General features: G+C 67.4%; 16 protein-coding genes. 2 read left to right on the plus strand and 14 right to left on the minus strand.

Annotated elements, in window-relative coordinates:
• Positions 1-65: 65 nt before the first annotated feature.
• Positions 66-266: a hypothetical protein gene (locus tag VSR34_RS33510; RefSeq protein WP_036019009.1), complete on the plus strand. Its 201-nt coding sequence runs from the start codon at positions 66-68 to the stop codon at positions 264-266.
• The gene (locus tag VSR34_RS33515) at positions 263-577 is read left to right on the plus strand and encodes a transcriptional regulator (RefSeq protein ID WP_342964671.1); all 315 of its coding nucleotides are present in this window, start codon (positions 263-265) and stop codon (positions 575-577) included. Before VSR34_RS33510 ends, VSR34_RS33515 begins: the two co-directional genes overlap by 4 nt.
• A 42-nt stretch (positions 578-619) precedes the next feature.
• On the opposite strand, the gene flhA is transcribed toward VSR34_RS33515, so the two are convergent.
• The 14 genes from flhA to motB form a co-directional block, all read right to left on the minus strand.
• Positions 620-2,719: a flagellar biosynthesis protein FlhA gene (gene flhA, locus VSR34_RS33520; RefSeq protein ID WP_028212021.1), complete on the minus strand. Its 2,100-nt coding sequence runs from the start codon at positions 2,717-2,719 to the stop codon at positions 620-622.
• Positions 2,716-4,101, minus strand: a complete 1,386-nt coding sequence (gene flhB / locus VSR34_RS33525; RefSeq protein ID WP_342964672.1) for a flagellar biosynthesis protein FlhB — start codon at positions 4,099-4,101, stop codon at positions 2,716-2,718. Before flhB ends, flhA begins: the two co-directional genes overlap by 4 nt.
• A 286-nt stretch (positions 4,102-4,387) precedes the next feature.
• On the minus strand, positions 4,388-5,656 hold the full coding sequence (locus VSR34_RS33530) for a DUF3443 domain-containing protein (RefSeq protein ID WP_028212020.1): 1,269 nt from the start codon (positions 5,654-5,656) through the stop codon (positions 4,388-4,390).
• A gap of 16 nt (positions 5,657-5,672) precedes the next feature.
• Positions 5,673-6,173: a DUF2844 domain-containing protein gene (locus VSR34_RS33535; protein WP_042290177.1), complete on the minus strand. Its 501-nt coding sequence runs from the start codon at positions 6,171-6,173 to the stop codon at positions 5,673-5,675.
• 327 nt (positions 6,174-6,500) lie between these two features.
• Positions 6,501-7,199, minus strand: a complete 699-nt coding sequence (cheZ, locus tag VSR34_RS33540; protein ID WP_028212019.1) for a protein phosphatase CheZ — start codon at positions 7,197-7,199, stop codon at positions 6,501-6,503.
• Between the two features lie 76 nt (positions 7,200-7,275).
• Positions 7,276-7,671, minus strand: coding sequence for a chemotaxis response regulator CheY (gene cheY / locus VSR34_RS33545; protein ID WP_028212018.1), 396 nt, complete (start codon positions 7,669-7,671; stop codon positions 7,276-7,278).
• Between the two features lie 130 nt (positions 7,672-7,801).
• A complete protein-coding gene (locus VSR34_RS33550) occupies positions 7,802-8,935 on the minus strand; it encodes a chemotaxis response regulator protein-glutamate methylesterase (RefSeq protein ID WP_028212017.1) in 1,134 nt (377 codons plus the stop codon).
• On the minus strand, positions 8,932-9,762 hold the full coding sequence (cheD, locus tag VSR34_RS33555; protein WP_028212016.1) for a chemoreceptor glutamine deamidase CheD: 831 nt from the start codon (positions 9,760-9,762) through the stop codon (positions 8,932-8,934). The genes VSR34_RS33550 and cheD overlap by 4 nt, the downstream gene beginning before the upstream one ends.
• Positions 9,759-10,706, minus strand: coding sequence for a CheR family methyltransferase (locus VSR34_RS33560; protein WP_238327825.1), 948 nt, complete (start codon positions 10,704-10,706; stop codon positions 9,759-9,761). The genes cheD and VSR34_RS33560 overlap by 4 nt, the downstream gene beginning before the upstream one ends.
• 239 nt (positions 10,707-10,945) lie before the next feature.
• Positions 10,946-12,835: a methyl-accepting chemotaxis protein gene (locus tag VSR34_RS33565; RefSeq protein WP_028212014.1), complete on the minus strand. Its 1,890-nt coding sequence runs from the start codon at positions 12,833-12,835 to the stop codon at positions 10,946-10,948.
• Positions 12,836-13,021: 186 nt separating this feature from the next.
• A complete protein-coding gene (gene cheW, locus VSR34_RS33570) occupies positions 13,022-13,543 on the minus strand; it encodes a chemotaxis protein CheW (RefSeq protein ID WP_174480114.1) in 522 nt (173 codons plus the stop codon).
• Positions 13,544-13,618: 75 nt separating this feature from the next.
• Positions 13,619-15,883, minus strand: a complete 2,265-nt coding sequence (gene cheA, locus VSR34_RS33575) for a chemotaxis protein CheA (RefSeq protein WP_342964673.1) — start codon at positions 15,881-15,883, stop codon at positions 13,619-13,621.
• A 54-nt stretch (positions 15,884-15,937) separates the two neighbouring features.
• Entirely contained in the window at positions 15,938-16,312 is a 375-nt protein-coding gene (locus tag VSR34_RS33580; protein WP_028212011.1) for a response regulator, read from the minus strand.
• A gap of 13 nt (positions 16,313-16,325) precedes the next feature.
• The gene (gene motB, locus VSR34_RS33585; RefSeq protein WP_342964674.1) at positions 16,326-17,399 is read right to left on the minus strand and encodes a flagellar motor protein MotB; all 1,074 of its coding nucleotides are present in this window, start codon (positions 17,397-17,399) and stop codon (positions 16,326-16,328) included.
• Position 17,400 lies beyond the last annotated feature (1 nt).

Below are 17,400 nucleotides of genomic sequence, written 5' to 3' on the forward strand. Positions count from 1 at the left end.
GTCTTACGGCAAGCCCGTAGAGCGGATTTCGAGGCGGGGCGAAAACGCTGCGCAATGCACGGTAAATGTTGTGGCGGGTCAAGTCGCGCCGCCAGAAAGGAAAGCGTGGCGGCCTGCGGGTGATCTACTACTACTGGATGGAAGGCGCGCAATTCTGGATGTTTTTCATCTACGGCAAGGACGAGATGGACGATCTCACGCCCCGTGAAGCGAAAGCACTTGGCGCGATGCTCAGTACCGAGGTCGAACAGAGGACCGGCAAATGAAGAAAGATCGCCTTTTCGATGCCCTCAAGCAGGGTTTTGATGAACTCGCCGCGGAGCGTGCGGGCAAACTCACGCTGCACAAGGTCACGCTGGACGAACCTGAGCCGATTGACGTCACCGCGGAAGAAATCAAGTCTGTTCGCGAGTCGGTCAACGCGTCGCAGGCCGTCATGGCGAGGCGGCTGCGGGTCAACGTGCGCACCTGGCAAAACTGGGAACAGGGCAAAGCGAAACCCAACGCGCAGGCCGCCGTACTCATCAAGCTGGTCGAGAAGCATCCGGAAACGCTCGAACTCCTCGAAACGCTGTGACTCCTGCAAAGCACGCGCCGCCGACCCAAACGGCGGCGCGTGCTAGTTCGCCCCAATCACATTCACCACCTTCACATTGCGCGTATCCGGCACTTCGGCGTACGAAAGCACCTTGAGCTGCGGCAAGCTGCGGCGCAGGAAGCGCGAGAGCATCGGCCGCAGCGCGTGCTGCACCAGCATCACGGGAGCGAGACCCAGCGCCTGCTGACGCCCCATCGCCTGCTCGGTCTGCATGAGCAGCGTGTGCGCGAGGCCCGGTTCGAGACCGGGATTCGGGCCCGACGTCAGCGTCTGCGACAGCACGCGCTCCAGGTTCGCGTCGAGGCCCATCACCTGCATGTCGGCGTTGCCGGGGAACCACTGCTGCGTGATCGCGCGGCCCAGCGAGATGCGCACCGCCGCCGTGAGATCGTGCGCGTCGGTCAGGCGCGGCGTTTGCTCGGCGAGCGATTCCATGATGCTGCGCATATCGCGAATCGGCACGCCTTCTTCCAGCAGGTTCTGCAACACCTTCTGCAGCGTCGTGACCGGCAGCACCTTCGGCACGAGATCGTCCACGAGCGAAGGCGTGTCCTTCTGCACGCGCTCGAGCAGCGCCTGCACCTCGCGCCGCCCGAGCAGCTCGGCTGCGTGCATCACGACGAGGTGGTTCAGGTGAGTCGCCACGACCGTGCTCGAATCGACCACCGTGTAGCCGAACACCTGCGCCTGCTCGCGCACGTTCGAATCGATCCACACGGCGGGCAGCCCGAACGCCGGGTCGGTGGTCGGCGTGCCCGGCAGCACCGCGCTCACCTGCCCCGGATTGATCGCGAGCCACTGGCCCGGATAGGCTTCGCCCGTGCCTACCTCCACGCCCTTCAGCGCGATGCGGTACGCGTTTGGACGCAGCTCGAGGTTGTCGCGAATATGGATGACAGGCGGCAGGAAGCCGATTTCCTGCGCGAACTTCTTGCGGATGCTCTTGATGCGCTTGAGCAGCTCGCCGTCGGTGTTCTTGTCGACGAGCGGGATGATGCGGTAGCCCACTTCGAGGCCGAGCGTGTCGATGAGCGCGACGTCGTCCCACGTCGCCTCGGCGTTTTCGACCGGCGCGAGCGCGGCCGGCGCGGCGTCGGCAATCACGGCGCTCGCATTCTTCGCTTCGGCGTTCTTCTTCATCACGCGGCCGAGCTGGATCGCGCCGGCGCCCAGCAGCAAGAAGGCGAAGTGCGGCATGCCCGGAATCAGGCCCATGATGCCGATGATCGTGCCCGTGATCATCAGCACGCGCGGGTTGGTGAAGAGCTGCCCGGTGAGCTGCGTGCCGATGTCCTCGTTGGTCGCCACGCGCGAGACGATCACGCCCGCCGCGGTCGAGATGACGAGCGACGGAATCTGCGCGACGAGGCCGTCACCGATGGTGAGCAGCGTGTAGGTCTCGCCCGCCGCGCCGATCGGCATGCCGTGCTGCACGACGCCCACGATCAGGCCGCCCACGATGTTGATCACCATGATGAGCAGGCCGGCAATGGCGTCGCCACGCACGAACTTGCTCGCACCGTCCATCGAGCCGTAGAACTCGGCTTCCTGGGCAATCTCGCTGCGGCGCTTTCTCGCCGCTTCCTCGTTGATGAGGCCGGCGTTGAGGTCGGCGTCGATCGCCATCTGCTTGCCGGGCATCGCGTCGAGCGTGAAGCGCGCGGCCACTTCGGCGATGCGGCCCGCGCCCTTCGTGATCACCATGAAGTTGATGACCATGAGGATCACGAACACCACGATACCCACGGCGAAGTTGCCGCCCACGAGGAAGTGGCCGAACGACTCGATCACCTTGCCGGCCGCGTCGGGGCCAGTGTGGCCTTCAAGCAGCACGACGCGCGTGGAGGCGACGTTCAGCGAAAGGCGCAGCAGCGTGGAGAACAGCAGCACGCTCGGGAAGGCCGCGAAGTCGAGCGGCTTCATGGTGTACATGCTGACGAGCAGCACCATCACCGAAAGCGCGATGTTGAACGTGAACAGCAGATCCAGCAGGAACGGCGGCAACGGCAGGATCATCATGCCGAGGATCATGCAGATCAGGATCGGTCCCGCCAGCGCGCGCAGATTCGTGCCTTGCAGCATCTCCGGGCGCCGCGCGAGAAAACCGGTGCGGGCGTTCATTCTGTTGCTCCTTCAGTGCCTGCGCGCCTGGTGCCCGGGTTGGCGGCTCCATCGGCGCGGCCGGCGGTGTTCGATGCGTTGCCTGCGTTCGCGGCGTCTGCGGCGTTCGCGGCGTTCGTGCGGTTGGCCGCCTGAGCGGATGACTGCGCAGCTGCCTGCGCGGATGACTGAGCGGATGACTGCCCGGCGGCAGCGCGCTCCTCGGGCGTGAGGGCGTCGTCGGCTTCCTCCGCGGCGGCGTCGTCGCTCATTGCGCCCTTGTCCATCTCGGGCGGCACTTCGAGGTCGGTCGGAGCCATCGGCACGTCGCCGCCATGCTCGCGGAAGCGCTTGAGCTGATAGACCCACGCGAGCACCTGCGCGACCGCGCCGTAGAGCGGCCCGGGAATTTCTCGGTTGAGGTCGACGTTGTAATAGAGCGCGCGAGCGAGCGGCGGCGCTTCGAGCAGCGGCACGTTGTGCTCGGCGGCGATCTCGCGGATGCGCGCGGCGACGAGGTTCACCCCCTTCGCCACGACCTTGGGTGCGCCCATCTCGCCATCGGCGTACTTGAGCGCGACGGCGAAGTGCGTCGGGTTGGTCACGACCACGTCGGCCTTGGGCACCTGGGTCATCATGCGGCGGCGCGCGACGGCGCGCTGCTGCTGACGAATGCGTCCCTTCACGTGCGGATCGCCTTCGTTTTCGCGGTGCTCGCGCTTGACCTCTTCCTTCGTCATGCGCAGCTTGCGGTAGTACGACCAGAGCTGGTACGGCACATCGAGCGCGGCCACCACGAACATGCCCGCGACCGTCATGCCGCAGCACACCGCGACCAGATGCGTGGCGTCGGCGAAGGCGCGCGGTGCGGGCTGCATGCCGAGCCCGAGGATCTCGTCGCGCCGGCTCCACAGCGCCCAGCCGCCGATCACTCCCACCACGAGCGTCTTCGCGAGCGACATGCCGAGCTGGATCGGCCCGTTCACGGAGAAGATCCGCCCGAGCCCCGACATGGGATTGAGGCGGCCGAAGTTCGGCTCGAGCGACTTCGTGGAGATGAGCCAGCCGCCAAGCGCCATGGGCGCGAGGAGCGCGGCGAGCCCGGTGAGCGCGAGCACCGGCAGGAGGGCCATCAAACCCTCGCGCGCGGCCACGCCGGCGCCGATGAGCATGCGGCGCGTTTCGAACGCGCTCGCATGATTGAACGTGAACGCGCCGCGCATCATGGCCTGCATGTGCTCGCCGATCGTGCCGGAGAGCATCCATACGCCATAGAAGCCCGCCGAGAGCAGCGCGAATGTCGCCAGCTCCCGGGAACGCGGAACCTGCCCCTCCTCCCGCGCCTTTTCGAGGCGCTTGGGAGTGGCGGATTCGGTTTTCTCGAGGTCGCTGTCCTCAGCCACGCATGCTCCGGTCGCGGGCGCGCGCCGCTCGTCGCGGCTGCGCGGCTGGCGCGCGCCCTTTTTCAGTGACAGCGATTATTGCCGCCGCAGGCAAGCACCGATCGACGGAGTAAGGCGGGGAAACCAGGGTATTTCGGGCGATGGAAACGGGGCGCCATCAGTTGCGGACGCTGGCGCGCGGTGCGCCGGGACGTCCTTCGGCGTTGGCGAGCGGGCGAAATCGCCCGCTCATACGGGCACGGCCGACGCGGCGATGCATCGGCGCCGCGCCAGCCCGCCCAGTGCCTCAGAACGCGACGTACGGCGGCTTGCCGCCGCTCCCGGTCTGGTCCATGCCGTAGTAGACGTAGCGGCCATAGAAGAACGAGAGCCCGAGATCGAGGCTCGCCGACGACCCGAACTGACCGGCCAGGTCGTTCGCCGCGTAGTTCGAACCGCCGCCGAGCAACGCGCTCGCGTTCGCGACATTGAAGACCGCGGTGCCCGAGGCGCCGCCGCCATACGGGGTGAGCGTCGCCGTGAAGGACTGCGTGGCCGACGGGCAGTAGAACGAGCCGAGATTGCCGCCGCACTGCGGGAGGCTGCTGTCGACGAAAAAGATCGCGTTCGAGCCCGAGTCGAGGAAGGTATCGAGCGTGCGGCCGTTCAACGTGCCGCTGAGCCTGCCGAACGAATCTGTAGCGAAGCGTTGCCCAGCGTTCATCGCGTTGTTCGACTGCGTGCCGATGCCGAATACGAGCGTGCCCGTGGCGCTGGGCGCGCCGCTGTCCGAGACGGGCGCCATCTCGAGGATCACGCCGTTGTTGTCGGTGGTGAACTTCCGCACGGGGTTGGTGACGAGCTGGGACGATTGCGTGACCGATGTCGCGCTGCAGTTGGTGTCGCCGGGGCAGGAGTAATAGTCACTTGTGGTGTCATAGGGCGCGACACCAATGCCGAGAATGCCGTTCGCGCCCAGTTGCGCGACTGTGTCCTGTGCAACGCCGAAGCCCGTGCAGGCCTGCGGCACCGTAGTTGTGAGGTCGCCGATCACCTGGATCGGGATACTGGGCGCGGTCTCGCCGCCGATATTGACGTCGGCGGAGCGGACGCTGCCCCATGTGTAGCCGTCCGCGAAGGCCGCGCATTCGGCGAGATTGCCGCCGTTGTTCGCCTTGACCGGGGGCAGCGCTTGCAGGAACGCCGAGGGCAGCGCCGAGGCGAGCAGGCGCAGCCCGAACGACGCGGTATCCACCTGCACATGGTCGACGGTCTGGCAAGTGCCGGTCACGCAAACCTTCACGCTCACGGTAGGAATGTTCGGCAGCGTGCCGGTCAAGCCCCGGTCCACGGTGACGCTCACCGTGTTCGGAGCGTTCGCCGCGACAGGCTGCTGCGTGGGACTGGGCGACGCCGAGCTGCTGCTGTTGCTGCCGCTCGAGCCGCTGCTGTTGCCGCCGCCCCCCCCGCCTCCGCACGCGGCGATGAGCGAAATGAGCGATATCACTGCCGCAAGCGAAAGGAACCGGAAAGGGCGCAGCCGGCAGGCGGCGCGCGGGTTTCGTGAAGTCAGCACGGTCGGCCTCCGTTCGTCACTGGATGTCTTCGGCGCTGACGCCCGCAGGCAGCGCCTGCGGCAGCCATGCCTGCCCGGAGAAGTGACCCATGTGGCCGCCCGAGCGCACCACGAGGCCCGGGCTCTCGACCACGCCGGGCCCGCGCACGAGCCCGGCGGCATGGCTCGCCTTCACGCCGGACACGTATTGCGGAAAGTAGCCGCCGAGCAGCGTGGCGAGGTTGGGCGGCTGCGGGCCCATCCAGGCAACGCCGAACACGGTGCCGGCTTGCGAGAGGTACTCGCGCACGACGGTGCCGTTGGCGAGCGTGGTCTGCTGAACGGTGTAAGCGGGCGTCGCTGAGGCACCCGAAGCCGCGTTTTGCACCGCTGCGCGCGCAACGGTCGAAGCGTTACCCGTCGCCGCCGCGGCCGAGGCCGCGCTGAGCGTGCTGACGCTCGCGCCGGCCGGCGTGGGCATGGGCGCGCCGCCTAGTGCGGCGCTAGCGGGCGGCGGGAGGAGCGACGCACAAAACAGGGCGCAAAGGAGCGAAGCATGAAGCGAACACCGGAGCGCTGCGCCGGGCGCGCGGCCCGGCGAGGCGCGGTGGGCGGATTTGCCACAGAGCGATGCGTACGGATACAAGGCGGCCCCTCCTCTCGCAATGGCACTTTGCGCCATTGCGCTGTGAGGCCGCGCACGAAAGTCGCGGTGGCGCACAGCAGCGCAACGGGCAATGTCTGGCTACGCTTCGTTGCACCGGCGCGGCGTTCGCCGCCGCTGGGCACGAAGACACAAGCAGTAGTATGCCCGCCTTGGCCTACGAGATGCAGATTCGCCTGACGGCTAGCGCACCATCCCCTGTCAGAAACCGAGACTTGCGAGCAGGTCGTCGACCTGCGCCTGGTCCTGCACGACGTCGGTCTTGCCTTCGGGATTGATCTGCGGGCCATTGAGCAGGCCCTCGGGGCTGCCGGTGCTGCTCTGGGTTTCCGCGAGCGCCGCCGCCGTTGCCGCGAACTGCTCGCGCCGCTCCGGCGCAATGTTCTCGACGAGCACGGTGAGCAGTTGCTGCTCGATCAGATAGACCACGTCCATGATCTTCTTGATCACCTGGCCCGTCAGGTCCTGGAAGTCCTGAGCCAGCATGATCTCGAGCAGCTGCTGGCTGGTCGCCGCGGTGGCCTGCGGCACACCGTCCAGAAAGGCGCGTGTGTCGTCCATCAGCTGGCGCACTTCCTCGCGGCCGATCGGCGCGTCGTACCACGTCGACCAGCGGCTCGACAGCACCTTCGCATCGCGCTCCAGCGTTTCCTGCAGCGGCTTGGCGATGTCGATCGACGTCAGCACGCGCTCGGCGGCCTGCTCGGTCATGTTCGCGACATAGCGCAGCCGGTCGCGCGCGTCGGGCACCGCCTCGGCGGCGCGCTCGACGTGCTTGTCGAGACCGAGCTCGCGCATCGAATCGCGCAGGCTGCGCGTCAGATGGCCGATGCGCGCGAGGATGCGGTCCGTTGCCAGTTCGCCCGCCTCGCCGGCGGCGGGCGCCGCCGTATCGAACAGGGGCGGCGGCGCCAGCGGCTCGGCGCTCTCGCCTTCCGGCCACTCGCCGAACGGCGCACTGATGGGCTCGTTCACGTCAGCTCCCCGTCTTGGCCATCTTCTCGAGAATCTTGTTGAGCTTCTCGTCGAGCGTCGCGGCCGTGAACGGCTTCACCACGTAGCCGCTCGCGCCCGCCTGCGCCGCCGCGATGATGTTCTCCTTCTTCGATTCCGCCGTCACCATCAGCACGGGCAGATGCGAGAGGTTGGCATCGGCGCGGATCTCCTTGAGCATGGCGAGACCGTCCAGGTTCGGCATGTTCCAGTCGGAGATCACGAACTCGTAGTTGCCGCCGCGCAGGCGCGCGAGGCCCGCTGCGCCGTCTTCGGCTTCGTCGACGTTCGAATAGCCCAGTTCCTTGAGCAGGTTGCGGACGATCCGGCGCATCGTCGGAAAGTCGTCCACCACCAGAATCTTCATTCCCTTATCCATCATCTTCCATTCCTCCAGGCGAAAACCCGGGCAATTATCCAGAGAAGCGAAGCGCCTATCCAGATAAATTAATCGCGATCAATCGGGCAAGCGTTTGCGGCCCACACGATCTCTCGATACTGGTTATTCATCAGACGCGCTGGACCCGGTCGCCCATCGAGGCGAGACGGGTCATCACGCGCCGGCTCATGTCGGAGAGCGAGGCGATCTCGTCGGCGCCGCCCATCGCAATGGCTTCGCGCGGCATGCCGAACACGATGCAGCTCGCCTCGTCCTGCGCGAGCGTGTACGCACCGGCCTGACGCATTTCGAGCAGCCCGGCCGCACCGTCGCGGCCCATGCCCGTGAGAATCACGCCGATGGCGTTCTTGCCCGCGTTCTGCGCCGCCGAGCGGAACAGCACGTCGACCGACGGACGATGCCGGTTGACCGGCGGGTCGTCGGAGAGATGCGCGATGTAGTTCGCCCCGCTGCGCGCCAGCAAGAGATGCGCGTGGCCCGGCGCGATGTAGGCGTGGCCGGGCAGCACGCGCTCGCCGTGCTCCGCTTCCTTGACGGTGATGCGGCACAGCCCGTTCAGGCGCTGCGCGAACGACTTCGTGAAACCCGGCGGCATATGCTGCGCGATCAGCACCGCTGGCGCGTCGGGCGGCAGCGGCTGGAGCACTTCGCGGATCGCCTCGGTGCCGCCCGTCGATGCCCCGACGATCACGAGTTTTTCCGTCGAAACGAGCGGATTGTTGATCATCGGCGCGGGGCTTGCCGCTTGCGTCCCATGCGCCGCGTGGCCCGCGGCGGCCTGGGCGTGCGCTGCGCCGCCCGGCGCTGCGGGGGCCGCATGATGCGCGCGCACGCGGGCGCGCGAGGCGGCGCGCACCTTGTCGGCGAGCTTTTCCGAGTATTCGAGCATGCCGTCGCGAATGCCGACCTTCGGCTTCGTCACGAAGTCGACCGCGCCCAGTTCCAGCGCGCGCAGCGTGATTTCGTTGCCGCGCTCCGTGAGCGACGACACCATCACGACCGGCATGGGCCGCAGGCGCATCAACTTCTCGAGGAAGTCGAGGCCGTCCATGCGCGGCATTTCCACGTCGAGCGTGAGCACGTCGGGGTTGTGCTGCTTGATCAGCTCGCGCGCGACGAGCGGATCCGGCGCGGTCGCGACGACCGTCATGTCGGGCTGCGAGTTGATGATTTCCGTCATCAGACTGCGGATCAGCGCCGAGTCATCGACGCAGAGAACCTTGATTTTTTGCACAGCGTTCACGCCTCCTCTACTGTCCTGGCGTTGTCTTGACCGGATGCGCGCAGCGCCGACGTCACGCCCGAGCCAAACAGCTCGATGCGAGGACGCCCGGGCTGCGGCTGGGATTGGGAAATCTGGGTGGCGAGCGTTGCCTGCGCTGCCTGGGCCGCATGATTCGCAGTGGTGGCGCCCGGCCCCGCGCGCCCGGCGCTGCCGAGCCCGAACAGCTCCACGCGCGCGCGCGCCCGCGCGAGCCGCTCGGCGCGCGCCTCGGCGGTCTGGGCGGCGAGCTGCTGCTCGCGCTCGGCCACGCTCGCGTCCTGCGAAAGGCGCAGCTTCTTCACCATGACCTGGCCCGTGCGCGGCAGGAACGCGACCTTGCGCGGATGCGAGCCTTGCAGATCCTCGGCCACGATGCGGATGTTCTCGGTCGCGAGATAGCGGCGCACGAACGCGGCGTTGCGATCGCCGATGTTCATCGTCGTCATGCCCGCCAGCACGGCCGCACCGCCGAACACCTTGGCCTCGAAGCGCTCGCGGCGGCCGCCGGCCTTGATGAGCTCGTTGATGAGCACTTCCATCGCGTACGCGCCGTAGCGCATCGAGTCGGAGGCGGCGGTCAGCGCATGGGCCGAATCTGCGCCGTCGTCGGGCAGCATGAAGTGGTTCATGCCGCCGATGCCGGCCGTGCGATCCTGGATGCACGCCGCCACGCACGAGCCGAGCACGGTGACGAGCACCATGTCCTCGCCCGTCGTGTAGAACTCGTTGGGCAGGAGCTTCACGCCGGGGCGCTGGAAATGCGAATCGAAATACCGGTTCGACGCAATCGGGAGGCTGGCGCTCATGCGGGCACTCCGAGCGCGTCGCTCGCACGGCGGGGCGCGGCGCCTGCGGCGTCGCTGCGGCCGCGCGTCAGTTCGTACACGGTCTGGCCGCGCAGACGGAAGGCCTGCGTGACGTAGGTGAAGTTCTCCGAGTGACCGGCGAAGAGCAGGCCGTCCGGCTTCATGAGCGGCTCGAAGCGCGCGAGGACCTGTGCCTGGGTCGGCTTGTCGAAGTAGATCATCACGTTGCGGCAGAAGATCGCGTCGAACGTCGTACGCAAGCCGTAGTCCGCATCGGTGAGATTGAGCTGCTCGAACTTGATCATCGCGCGCAGCTCCGGGCGCACCTTCACGAGCCCCGAGTGCGAGCCCGTGCCCTTGAAGAAGAAGCGCTTCAGACGCTCCGGCGACAGGTGCTTCACCTGATCGAACGCGTACACGCCCGCATCGGCCTTGGCGAGCACCTGGGTGTCGAGGTCGGTGGCGAGCACGCGCGCCTCGCGGGCCGCGCGATCGCCGAGCGCTTCGACGAGCGTCATCGCAATCGAGTACGGTTCCTCGCCCGTCGAAGCGGCCGAGCACCAGACCGAAACCGGCTGCGCACCCGCCACCCCCGCCCGGCGTTTCACGAAATCCGCGAGGATCGGGAAGTGATGCGCCTCGCGGAAAAACGCCGTGAGGTTCGTGGTGAGCGCGTTCGTGAACGCCTCCCACTCGGTTGCATCGTTGCGGGCTTCGAGCTGGTCGAGATATTCGCGAAAACTATCGAGACCGAGCGCACGCAGTCGCCGCGCGAGGCGGCTGTACGCCATGTCGCGCTTGTGGTCCGAGAGCGAGATGCCCGCGCGGCGGTGAATGAGCGCGCGAATGCGCTCGAAGTCCGCCGAGGTGAAGTCGAAATCGCGGTTGCTCTCCCCGCCCGCACCGCGCGCCGGTTCGTCGACGTCGTGGCGCGTATTTCGCAGCGCTTTCAAGCTGATGCTCCTTCGCATTGCGCGCTGCCCGCTGCATAGGCCATGCGTGTTGCGCACGACTGCTGCGCCACGCGCCTGCCCGGTTGCAATGCGTGCGGCGCATGGGCGGCCCGCGCAACGCGCGCGGCCCCGGGGGCCTCGCGCGGCAGGTCATGCCGTTGTGTAGCGCTCATGTGCATTGCAGTTGCTCGTCGTGTTCAGTGCTTCACTACTTTCCGTGCCGCGTTCGATCAGAACGTTTCCCAGTCCGAATCGTCCGAGGTGGATGCCGCGCTCACGTGCGTCTCGGTACGCGCCGCCGCCGGTTTGGCCGCGAACTTTGCTGCGGTTTGCGCTGCGGGCTTCGACGCGGGTTTTGCTGCCGGTGCCGCGGTGTCTGCCGATGCCGAAGTCGCTGCCGCCGCCGTGGGCTTCGCCACTGCCGAAGCCGAAGCCGGCGACTGCGCGCTGCGCTTCGCAGTGCCCGCCACGGCCGCAGGGGCGCTCGCCGGCGTCACGCGAGCCGGGCTCACAGCAGGGCTGACTGCAGGGCTAACAGCAGGGCTGACTGCGGCGCCGAAACTCGCGCCGCCCGTGCGCCACGTGCCGAGCACGCTTTGCAACTGGCGCGTCTGCTCCTCGAGCGACGCTGCGGCTGCGGCCGCCTGCTCGACGAGCGCGGCGTTCTGCTGCGTGACCGTATCCATCTGCGTGACCGCGCGGTTGACCTGCTCGATGCCACCCGACTGCTCCTCGGACGCGGCGCTGATCTCACCCATGATGTCGGTCACGCGCCGCACGGCCTGAAGGATCTCTTCCATCGTCGAGCCGGCGCGGCCCACGAGTTGCGAGCCGCTTTGCACCTTCGCGGCCGAGTCGTTGATGAGTTCCTTGATCTCCTTCGCCGCGCTCGCGCTGCGCTGCGCGAGGCTGCGCACTTCGCCCGCCACGACCGCGAAGCCGCGCCCCTGCTCGCCCGCGCGCGCCGCTTCCACGGCCGCGTTGAGCGCAAGGATGTTGGTCTGGAACGCGATGCCTTCGATCACGCTGATGATGTCCACGACCTTCGCCGAACTCACGGCGATGTCCTGCATCGTGTTCACGACTTCGCCGACCACCTCGCCGCCGCGCGTCGCGATGTCCGAGGCGTTCACGGCGAGCTGGCTCGCCTGGCGCGCGTTCTCGGCGTTCTGGCGCACGGTGCCGGTGAGCTGCTCCATGCTCGACGCCGTTTCCTGCAGCGACGCGGCCTGCTGCTCGGTGCGCTGCGAGAGGTCGGTGTTGCCCATCGCGATCTCGCGTGCGCCCACGTCGATCGAACTCGCGCCCGTGTTCACCGCGCTCACCAGCGTGACGAGGCTCTCCTGCATGCGCTTGATGCTGCCGAACAGACGCCCGATTTCGTTGTCGCTGTACACCACGACCGGCTGCGAGAGGTCGCCGTGTGCAATGCGTTCGAAGCACGAGACAGCGTCCTCGAGCGGCTGCACGATGAGGCCTCGCATCGCGAGGCGGATCGCCACCACGAGCACGAGCGCGATCGCGATCACCACGCCGATCGCAATGCGCATCGTGGCGATCTTCTCGCGCGCGCCCACTTCGCGGGCCTGTGCGCCGTCCTGCAAAGCCTGCGCGAGCGGCCCGGCGACGTTGTCGTAGTCGACGAACATCGGGCTGATCTTCGCGTCGGCGATCGCGTGATAGGCCGCTTGATCGTTTGCGCGAAGGGCCGCGAATTCGGGCTGCACGCCGTCCTGCATGAGCCCGGCGCGTTTGGCCGCGAGCGCGTCGAGCGCGGCGGCGTCGAGACCGCCCTTGGGCGCGCCCTGGAAGGCCTGCCATGCTTCGTTGGACTTGCCGAGCAGTTCCTGCGCGCGATCGAGCACCTTCTTCGCGTCGTCGGCCTGGCCTGCGGCCGTGAGCGCGCTGGCGCGATCGATCGCGAGGCGCGTGCGCAGCAGATACGCCGACGCATCGTTGAGCGCGTGCATCGCGACGAGATCACCTCGCACGATCTCGCCGAACGCATCGCTCGCGCGGCCGAGCGCGACGAGCCCGAGCCCGCCGACCAGCACGGTCAGCGCAACCAGAATGACCCCGACGCCCGTGAGCGTCGTGCGGATCGACCATCTTTGCAGCATCTCGTTTGCTCCTGTCCTGTGCGAAACGGGGCGGACTATTCGGCGAGGCGCGGCCAGGCGCAGCGACACCTCGAGCCTCGCGCGAAGGGGCGAGCGAACAGGAAGGCGGCTTGCCGCTCTTCGGCGGCGGCTTTTCCGCTCTCTCTCACGCTGGCCTCGCGGCCCCCCGGTTTTACTCTCGGCGCGTCAGACCAGCGCCTCGATCAGAGCCATTTCGCGGCTCGTCATCAGTTTTTCGATGTCCATCAGGATCAGCATGCGGCCTTCCACGGTGCCGAGTCCCGTGAGGTACTCGGTCGTGAGCGTCGCGCCGAACTCGGGCGCGGGCATGATCTGCTCCATCTGCAGCGTGAGCACGTCCGAGACGCCGTCCACCACCATGCCGACCACGCGATGCGCGACGTTCAGGATGATGACGACCGTCTGGTGGTCGTACTCGACACGGCCCAGATGGAACTTGATGCGCATATCGACGATCGGCACGATGATGCCGCGCAAGTTGATCACGCCCTTGATGAAGTCGGGCGCGTTCGCGATGCGCGTCACGCTGTCGTAGCCGCGGATTTCCTGCACCTTGAGGATGTCGATGCCGTACTCTTCCGCGCCGAGGGTGAAGACGAGGAATTCCTGACCGCCTGCCTCGGCCTGCTGCGCGTCGCGGCGTTGCGCGCCGGCAAGCACCGCGCCCTGCGCGCCGCCGCCTTGAATCGATTGGACTTCTGCCACGTTAGCCCCTGAACGGTTGGGAGTTGGTTGATTGAGTGCGTCCGGACTTCACTTCGATCACGCGAATTCGGCGAACGCACCCGAATTTGCGCTGGCGCTCACGCCGTGCGTCGCGCGCGTCTCGCGATTGAGCGCGGCCACGTCGACGATCAGCGCGACGCTGCCGTCGCCGAGAATGGTCGCCGCCGAAATGCCGTGCACCTTGCGGTAGTTCGTTTCGAGGTTCTTCACCACGACCTGCTGCTGGCCGACCAGCTCGTCGATCAGCATGGCGAAGCGCCGTCCCTCGGTTTCCATGATCGTGACGATCCCCTGGGTCGGGTCCGTGCGCGCGCCTTCCACGTTGAACACCTTGTGCAGCGCCACGAGCGGCAGATATTCGCCGCGCACGCGCACCACGCGGTCGCCGTTGGTGACCGTGTAGATATCTTCGTGGCGGGGCTGCAGCGACTCCATCACGAAGTTCAGCGGCAGGATGAAGATTTCCTCGCCGACCTTCACCGACATGCCGTCGAGAATCGCCAGCGTGAGCGGCAGGACGATGCGCGTGGTGCTGCCCTTGCCCGCGTGCGAGGTGATCTCGACGTGGCCGCCCATCGACTGGATGTTGCGCTTCACGACGTCCATGCCGACGCCACGGCCCGACACGTCGGTCACCTGCTCGGCGGTCGAGAAGCCCGGCAGGAAGATGAGGTTCCAGACCTCGTCGTCGGACATGGACTCGCTGACCTGCATGCCCTGCTTGATCGCCTTGGCGAGAATCTTGTCGCGGCGCAGGCCCGCGCCGTCGTCGCTCACTTCGATCACGATGTTGCCGCCGTGGTGCGCGGCGGAGAGCACGAGCTGGCCCGTGCTGTCCTTGCCCGCGGCACGGCGCGCTTCCACGGTTTCGATGCCGTGGTCGAGCGAGTTGCGCACGAGGTGGGTGAGCGGGTCGATGATGCGCTCGATCAGGCTCTTGTCGAGTTCGGTCGCCTGACCGAAGGTGACAAGCTCGACCTGCTTTCCGAGCTTCGCCGCGAGATCGCGCACGAGGCGCGGGAAGCGGCTGAAGACGTAGTCCATCGGCATCATGCGGATCGACATCACCGCTTCCTGCAGGTCGCGCGCGTTGCGCTCGAGCTGCGCCATGCCGTTGTAGAGGCGGTCGTGGAGCGCCGGGTCGAACGTGCTCGTGGTCTCCGCGAGCATCGCCTGGGTGATCACGAGTTCGCCCACGAGGTTGATGAGCTGGTCGACCTTTTCGACGCCCACGCGAATCGAGCTGCCTTCCGCCGATGCGGCGGCGGCGCCCGGACGCGCCTTGCGCTCGCCTTCGGCTTGCGCGGGAGCGCGCGGCGTTTCGTGTTCCGCGTGCGGCGCAGACGGCGCGGCCGGAACGGCCGCGGGTGCGCTGGCGACCGGCGCAGGCGCGGCGGCGGCCGGTGCTGCCTCTGCGGCCGGTGCTGCCGGCGGTGCGGCCGGTGCCGGCGCGGCGGCTGGCGCTGCCGGTTGCGCGTCGCCTCGGGGTGCCGCGCCGCGGCCGATCGAGATCTGCTTCTCGTCGATCACGAAGCAGCACACGGCGATGATGTCGTCGGCGCTCACGTCGGTTTCGAGCCACAGCGTGAGGTCGTCGCCGGTCTTCACCTGGCCGAGAATGCGGCCAAGGTTGCCGAGCTCCTCGACGAGCAGTTCCTGGTCCTTCGCATCGACGGCGCGCAGCGTGACGCGCAGGTGCGGACCTTCGCTGCCGGCTTCGGCGTTCGACGGCGCGGGGGTGCCTGCCGCATCGATGGCCTCGCTCACGACGTGCTCGGGCGCGCCCGCCGCGCCCGCGACCGTGCTATGCGCTTCGAAGGCGGCTTCGAGATCCGCTTCCGAGTCGAGTGCGGGAGCCGGTGCCGGCGTTGGCGCCGGTGCGGGGGCAGGAGCCGGCGGCGGCAGGCCGCGGCTTTCCGCATAGAGGTGCTCGAGCTTCGCGCGTACGGCGGCCGCCGCAGCGGCGTCGGGTTCCTCGCTCGCGCGGTAGGCGCCGAGCTGGTCCGAGAGCACGTCCTTGGTTTCGAGGAACGTGTCGATCATGTCCTTGCGCAGCACGAGTTCATTGTTGCGCGCGCGATCGAGCAGCGACTCGAGGATGTGGGTCGTCTCGGTCAAGGCCGTGAAGCCGAACGTCGCCGCGCCGCCCTTGATGGAGTGCGCCGCGCGGAAGATCGCCGCCAGATCCTCGGGATCGGGGCGGCCGACGTTCAGGTTCAGGAGCAGTTGCTCCATCTGCGCGAGGAGTTCGTCCGCCTCGTCGAAAAACGTCTGATAGAACTGAGTGATGTCGAGAGTCATTGCTCTTTCACCGCGTTAAATGCCTGGGGGGATGCTTTGCCGCTGCGCCGCACCTCAAGGGCGGGCCTCGCCGAGCGCGCTCGCCAGATCGACGAGCAGCTCGGGGTCCACCGGTTTTTCGATCCAGCCGGTCGCGCCTGCGTCGCGCACGGCTGCCTTGAAGCCTTCGTCCGATTCCGTGGTCAGCACGAGGATCGGCGTTTCGTGGTACGAAGGATTCGCCCGTAACTGCTTGATCAGGTCGAGTCCTCCCATGCGCGGCATGTACAGGTCGGTGAGCACGAGATCGAAGCGCTGGGCGAGCGCGTGCTCGAGCCCTTCGTCGCCATCGCTCGCCACCGTCACCTCGTAGCCGGCCGCACCGAGCGCCGCACGCAGGATCTCCCGCATGGACACCGAATCGTCGATCGCCAGAATGTGTCTGATCATCCGTTCCTCGTTGTCATTGCGCTGCTGCCGCCGGCTGCATGGGGGCCAACGCCGCCGCTGCCGGTACCACCTTCGGCGCCACGTTCGGCGCGATCGCCACCGGCGCCATCTTGCCCGGCATGGCCTCCGGCGCGAGCACGGGCAGGCTCTTGCCCGACCCTGCCGCGTCGTCGGAGAGCGTGGTCGTGGTCGAGTCGTCGTGCATGAGCGCGTCTTCGGACTTCCTGTTCAACACGATGATGCTGATGCGGCGGTTCTCCGGATCGAGCGGGTCGGCCTTGTTCAGGTTCTGCGTCGAAGCGAGACCGAGCACGCGCATCACCTTCGACTCGTCCATGCCGCCCGCGATCAGCTCGCGGCGCGAGGCGTTCGCGCGGTCGGCGGAAAGCTCCCAGTTGCTATAGCCTTTGTCGCCGCCCGCGTAGGGCACGGCATCGGTGTGGCCCTGCACGACGATGCGGTTGGGCACGTCGTTCAGCGTCTTCCCGATCGCCTGCAGGATGTCGCGCATGTACGGCTCGACCACGTCGCGCGCCGTGGCGAACATCGGGCGCTTCTGCGAGTCGACGATCTCGATGCGCAGCCCCTGCAGCGTGGAGTCGATGCGGATCTGCTGCTTGAACTGGCGCAGCACCGGGTTCGCCTCGATCGCCGCCATCAGCTTCACCTGCAGGTCGTGCAGGCGCACCTGCTCCTTGCGTTCGAGCGAGCCTTCGAGCTGCTTCGACGCGTCGTCGTCGTTGTGCTTCGACTGCTCGCGCTGCGAGCGCTCGCTCGCGCCGTCGGTGCGGCGCGTGACGCCCTGATCCTGCGACGAGATGTCGCGTCCGCCGCCCTTGAGGATGCTCGAGTCTTCGGCGCTGCGATCGCCGCCCCACAGCGTGATCTTGAGCGGCTGGTTGAAGTAGTCGGCAATGCCGCGCAGCTGCACCGTCGACGCCGACGACAGCAGCCACATCAGCAGGAAGAACGCCATCATCGCGGTCATGAAGTCCGCGTAGGCGAGCTTCCAGGCGCCGCCGTGGTGGCCGCCCTTCTTCGGCGCTGCACGCTTGACGACGATCGCGCGGTCCTTGTTGTTGCTCATG

The sequence above is a fragment of the Paraburkholderia sp. JHI2823 genome (assembly GCF_038900695.1).
Taxonomy (GTDB): domain Bacteria; phylum Pseudomonadota; class Gammaproteobacteria; order Burkholderiales; family Burkholderiaceae; genus Paraburkholderia; species Paraburkholderia mimosarum.

Excerpts from the sequence above, each read along its gene's own strand:
- cheA (WP_342964673.1), bottom strand. The coding sequence starts at position 15,883 with ATGACTCTCGACATCACTCAGTTCTATCAGACGTTTTTCGACGAGGCG.
- VSR34_RS33565 (WP_028212014.1), bottom strand. The coding sequence starts at position 12,835 with ATGCTGCAAAGATGGTCGATCCGCACGACGCTCACGGGCGTCGGGGTC.
- VSR34_RS33580 (WP_028212011.1), bottom strand. The coding sequence starts at position 16,312 with ATGATCAGACACATTCTGGCGATCGACGATTCGGTGTCCATGCGGGAG.
- VSR34_RS33510 (WP_036019009.1), top strand. The coding sequence starts at position 66 with ATGTTGTGGCGGGTCAAGTCGCGCCGCCAGAAAGGAAAGCGTGGCGGC.
- cheD (WP_028212016.1), bottom strand. The coding sequence starts at position 9,762 with ATGAGCGCCAGCCTCCCGATTGCGTCGAACCGGTATTTCGATTCGCAT.
- VSR34_RS33515 (WP_342964671.1), top strand. The coding sequence starts at position 263 with ATGAAGAAAGATCGCCTTTTCGATGCCCTCAAGCAGGGTTTTGATGAA.
- cheY (WP_028212018.1), bottom strand. The coding sequence starts at position 7,671 with ATGGATAAGGGAATGAAGATTCTGGTGGTGGACGACTTTCCGACGATG.
- motB (WP_342964674.1), bottom strand. The coding sequence starts at position 17,399 with ATGAGCAACAACAAGGACCGCGCGATCGTCGTCAAGCGTGCAGCGCCG.
- flhA (WP_028212021.1), bottom strand. The coding sequence starts at position 2,719 with ATGAACGCCCGCACCGGTTTTCTCGCGCGGCGCCCGGAGATGCTGCAA.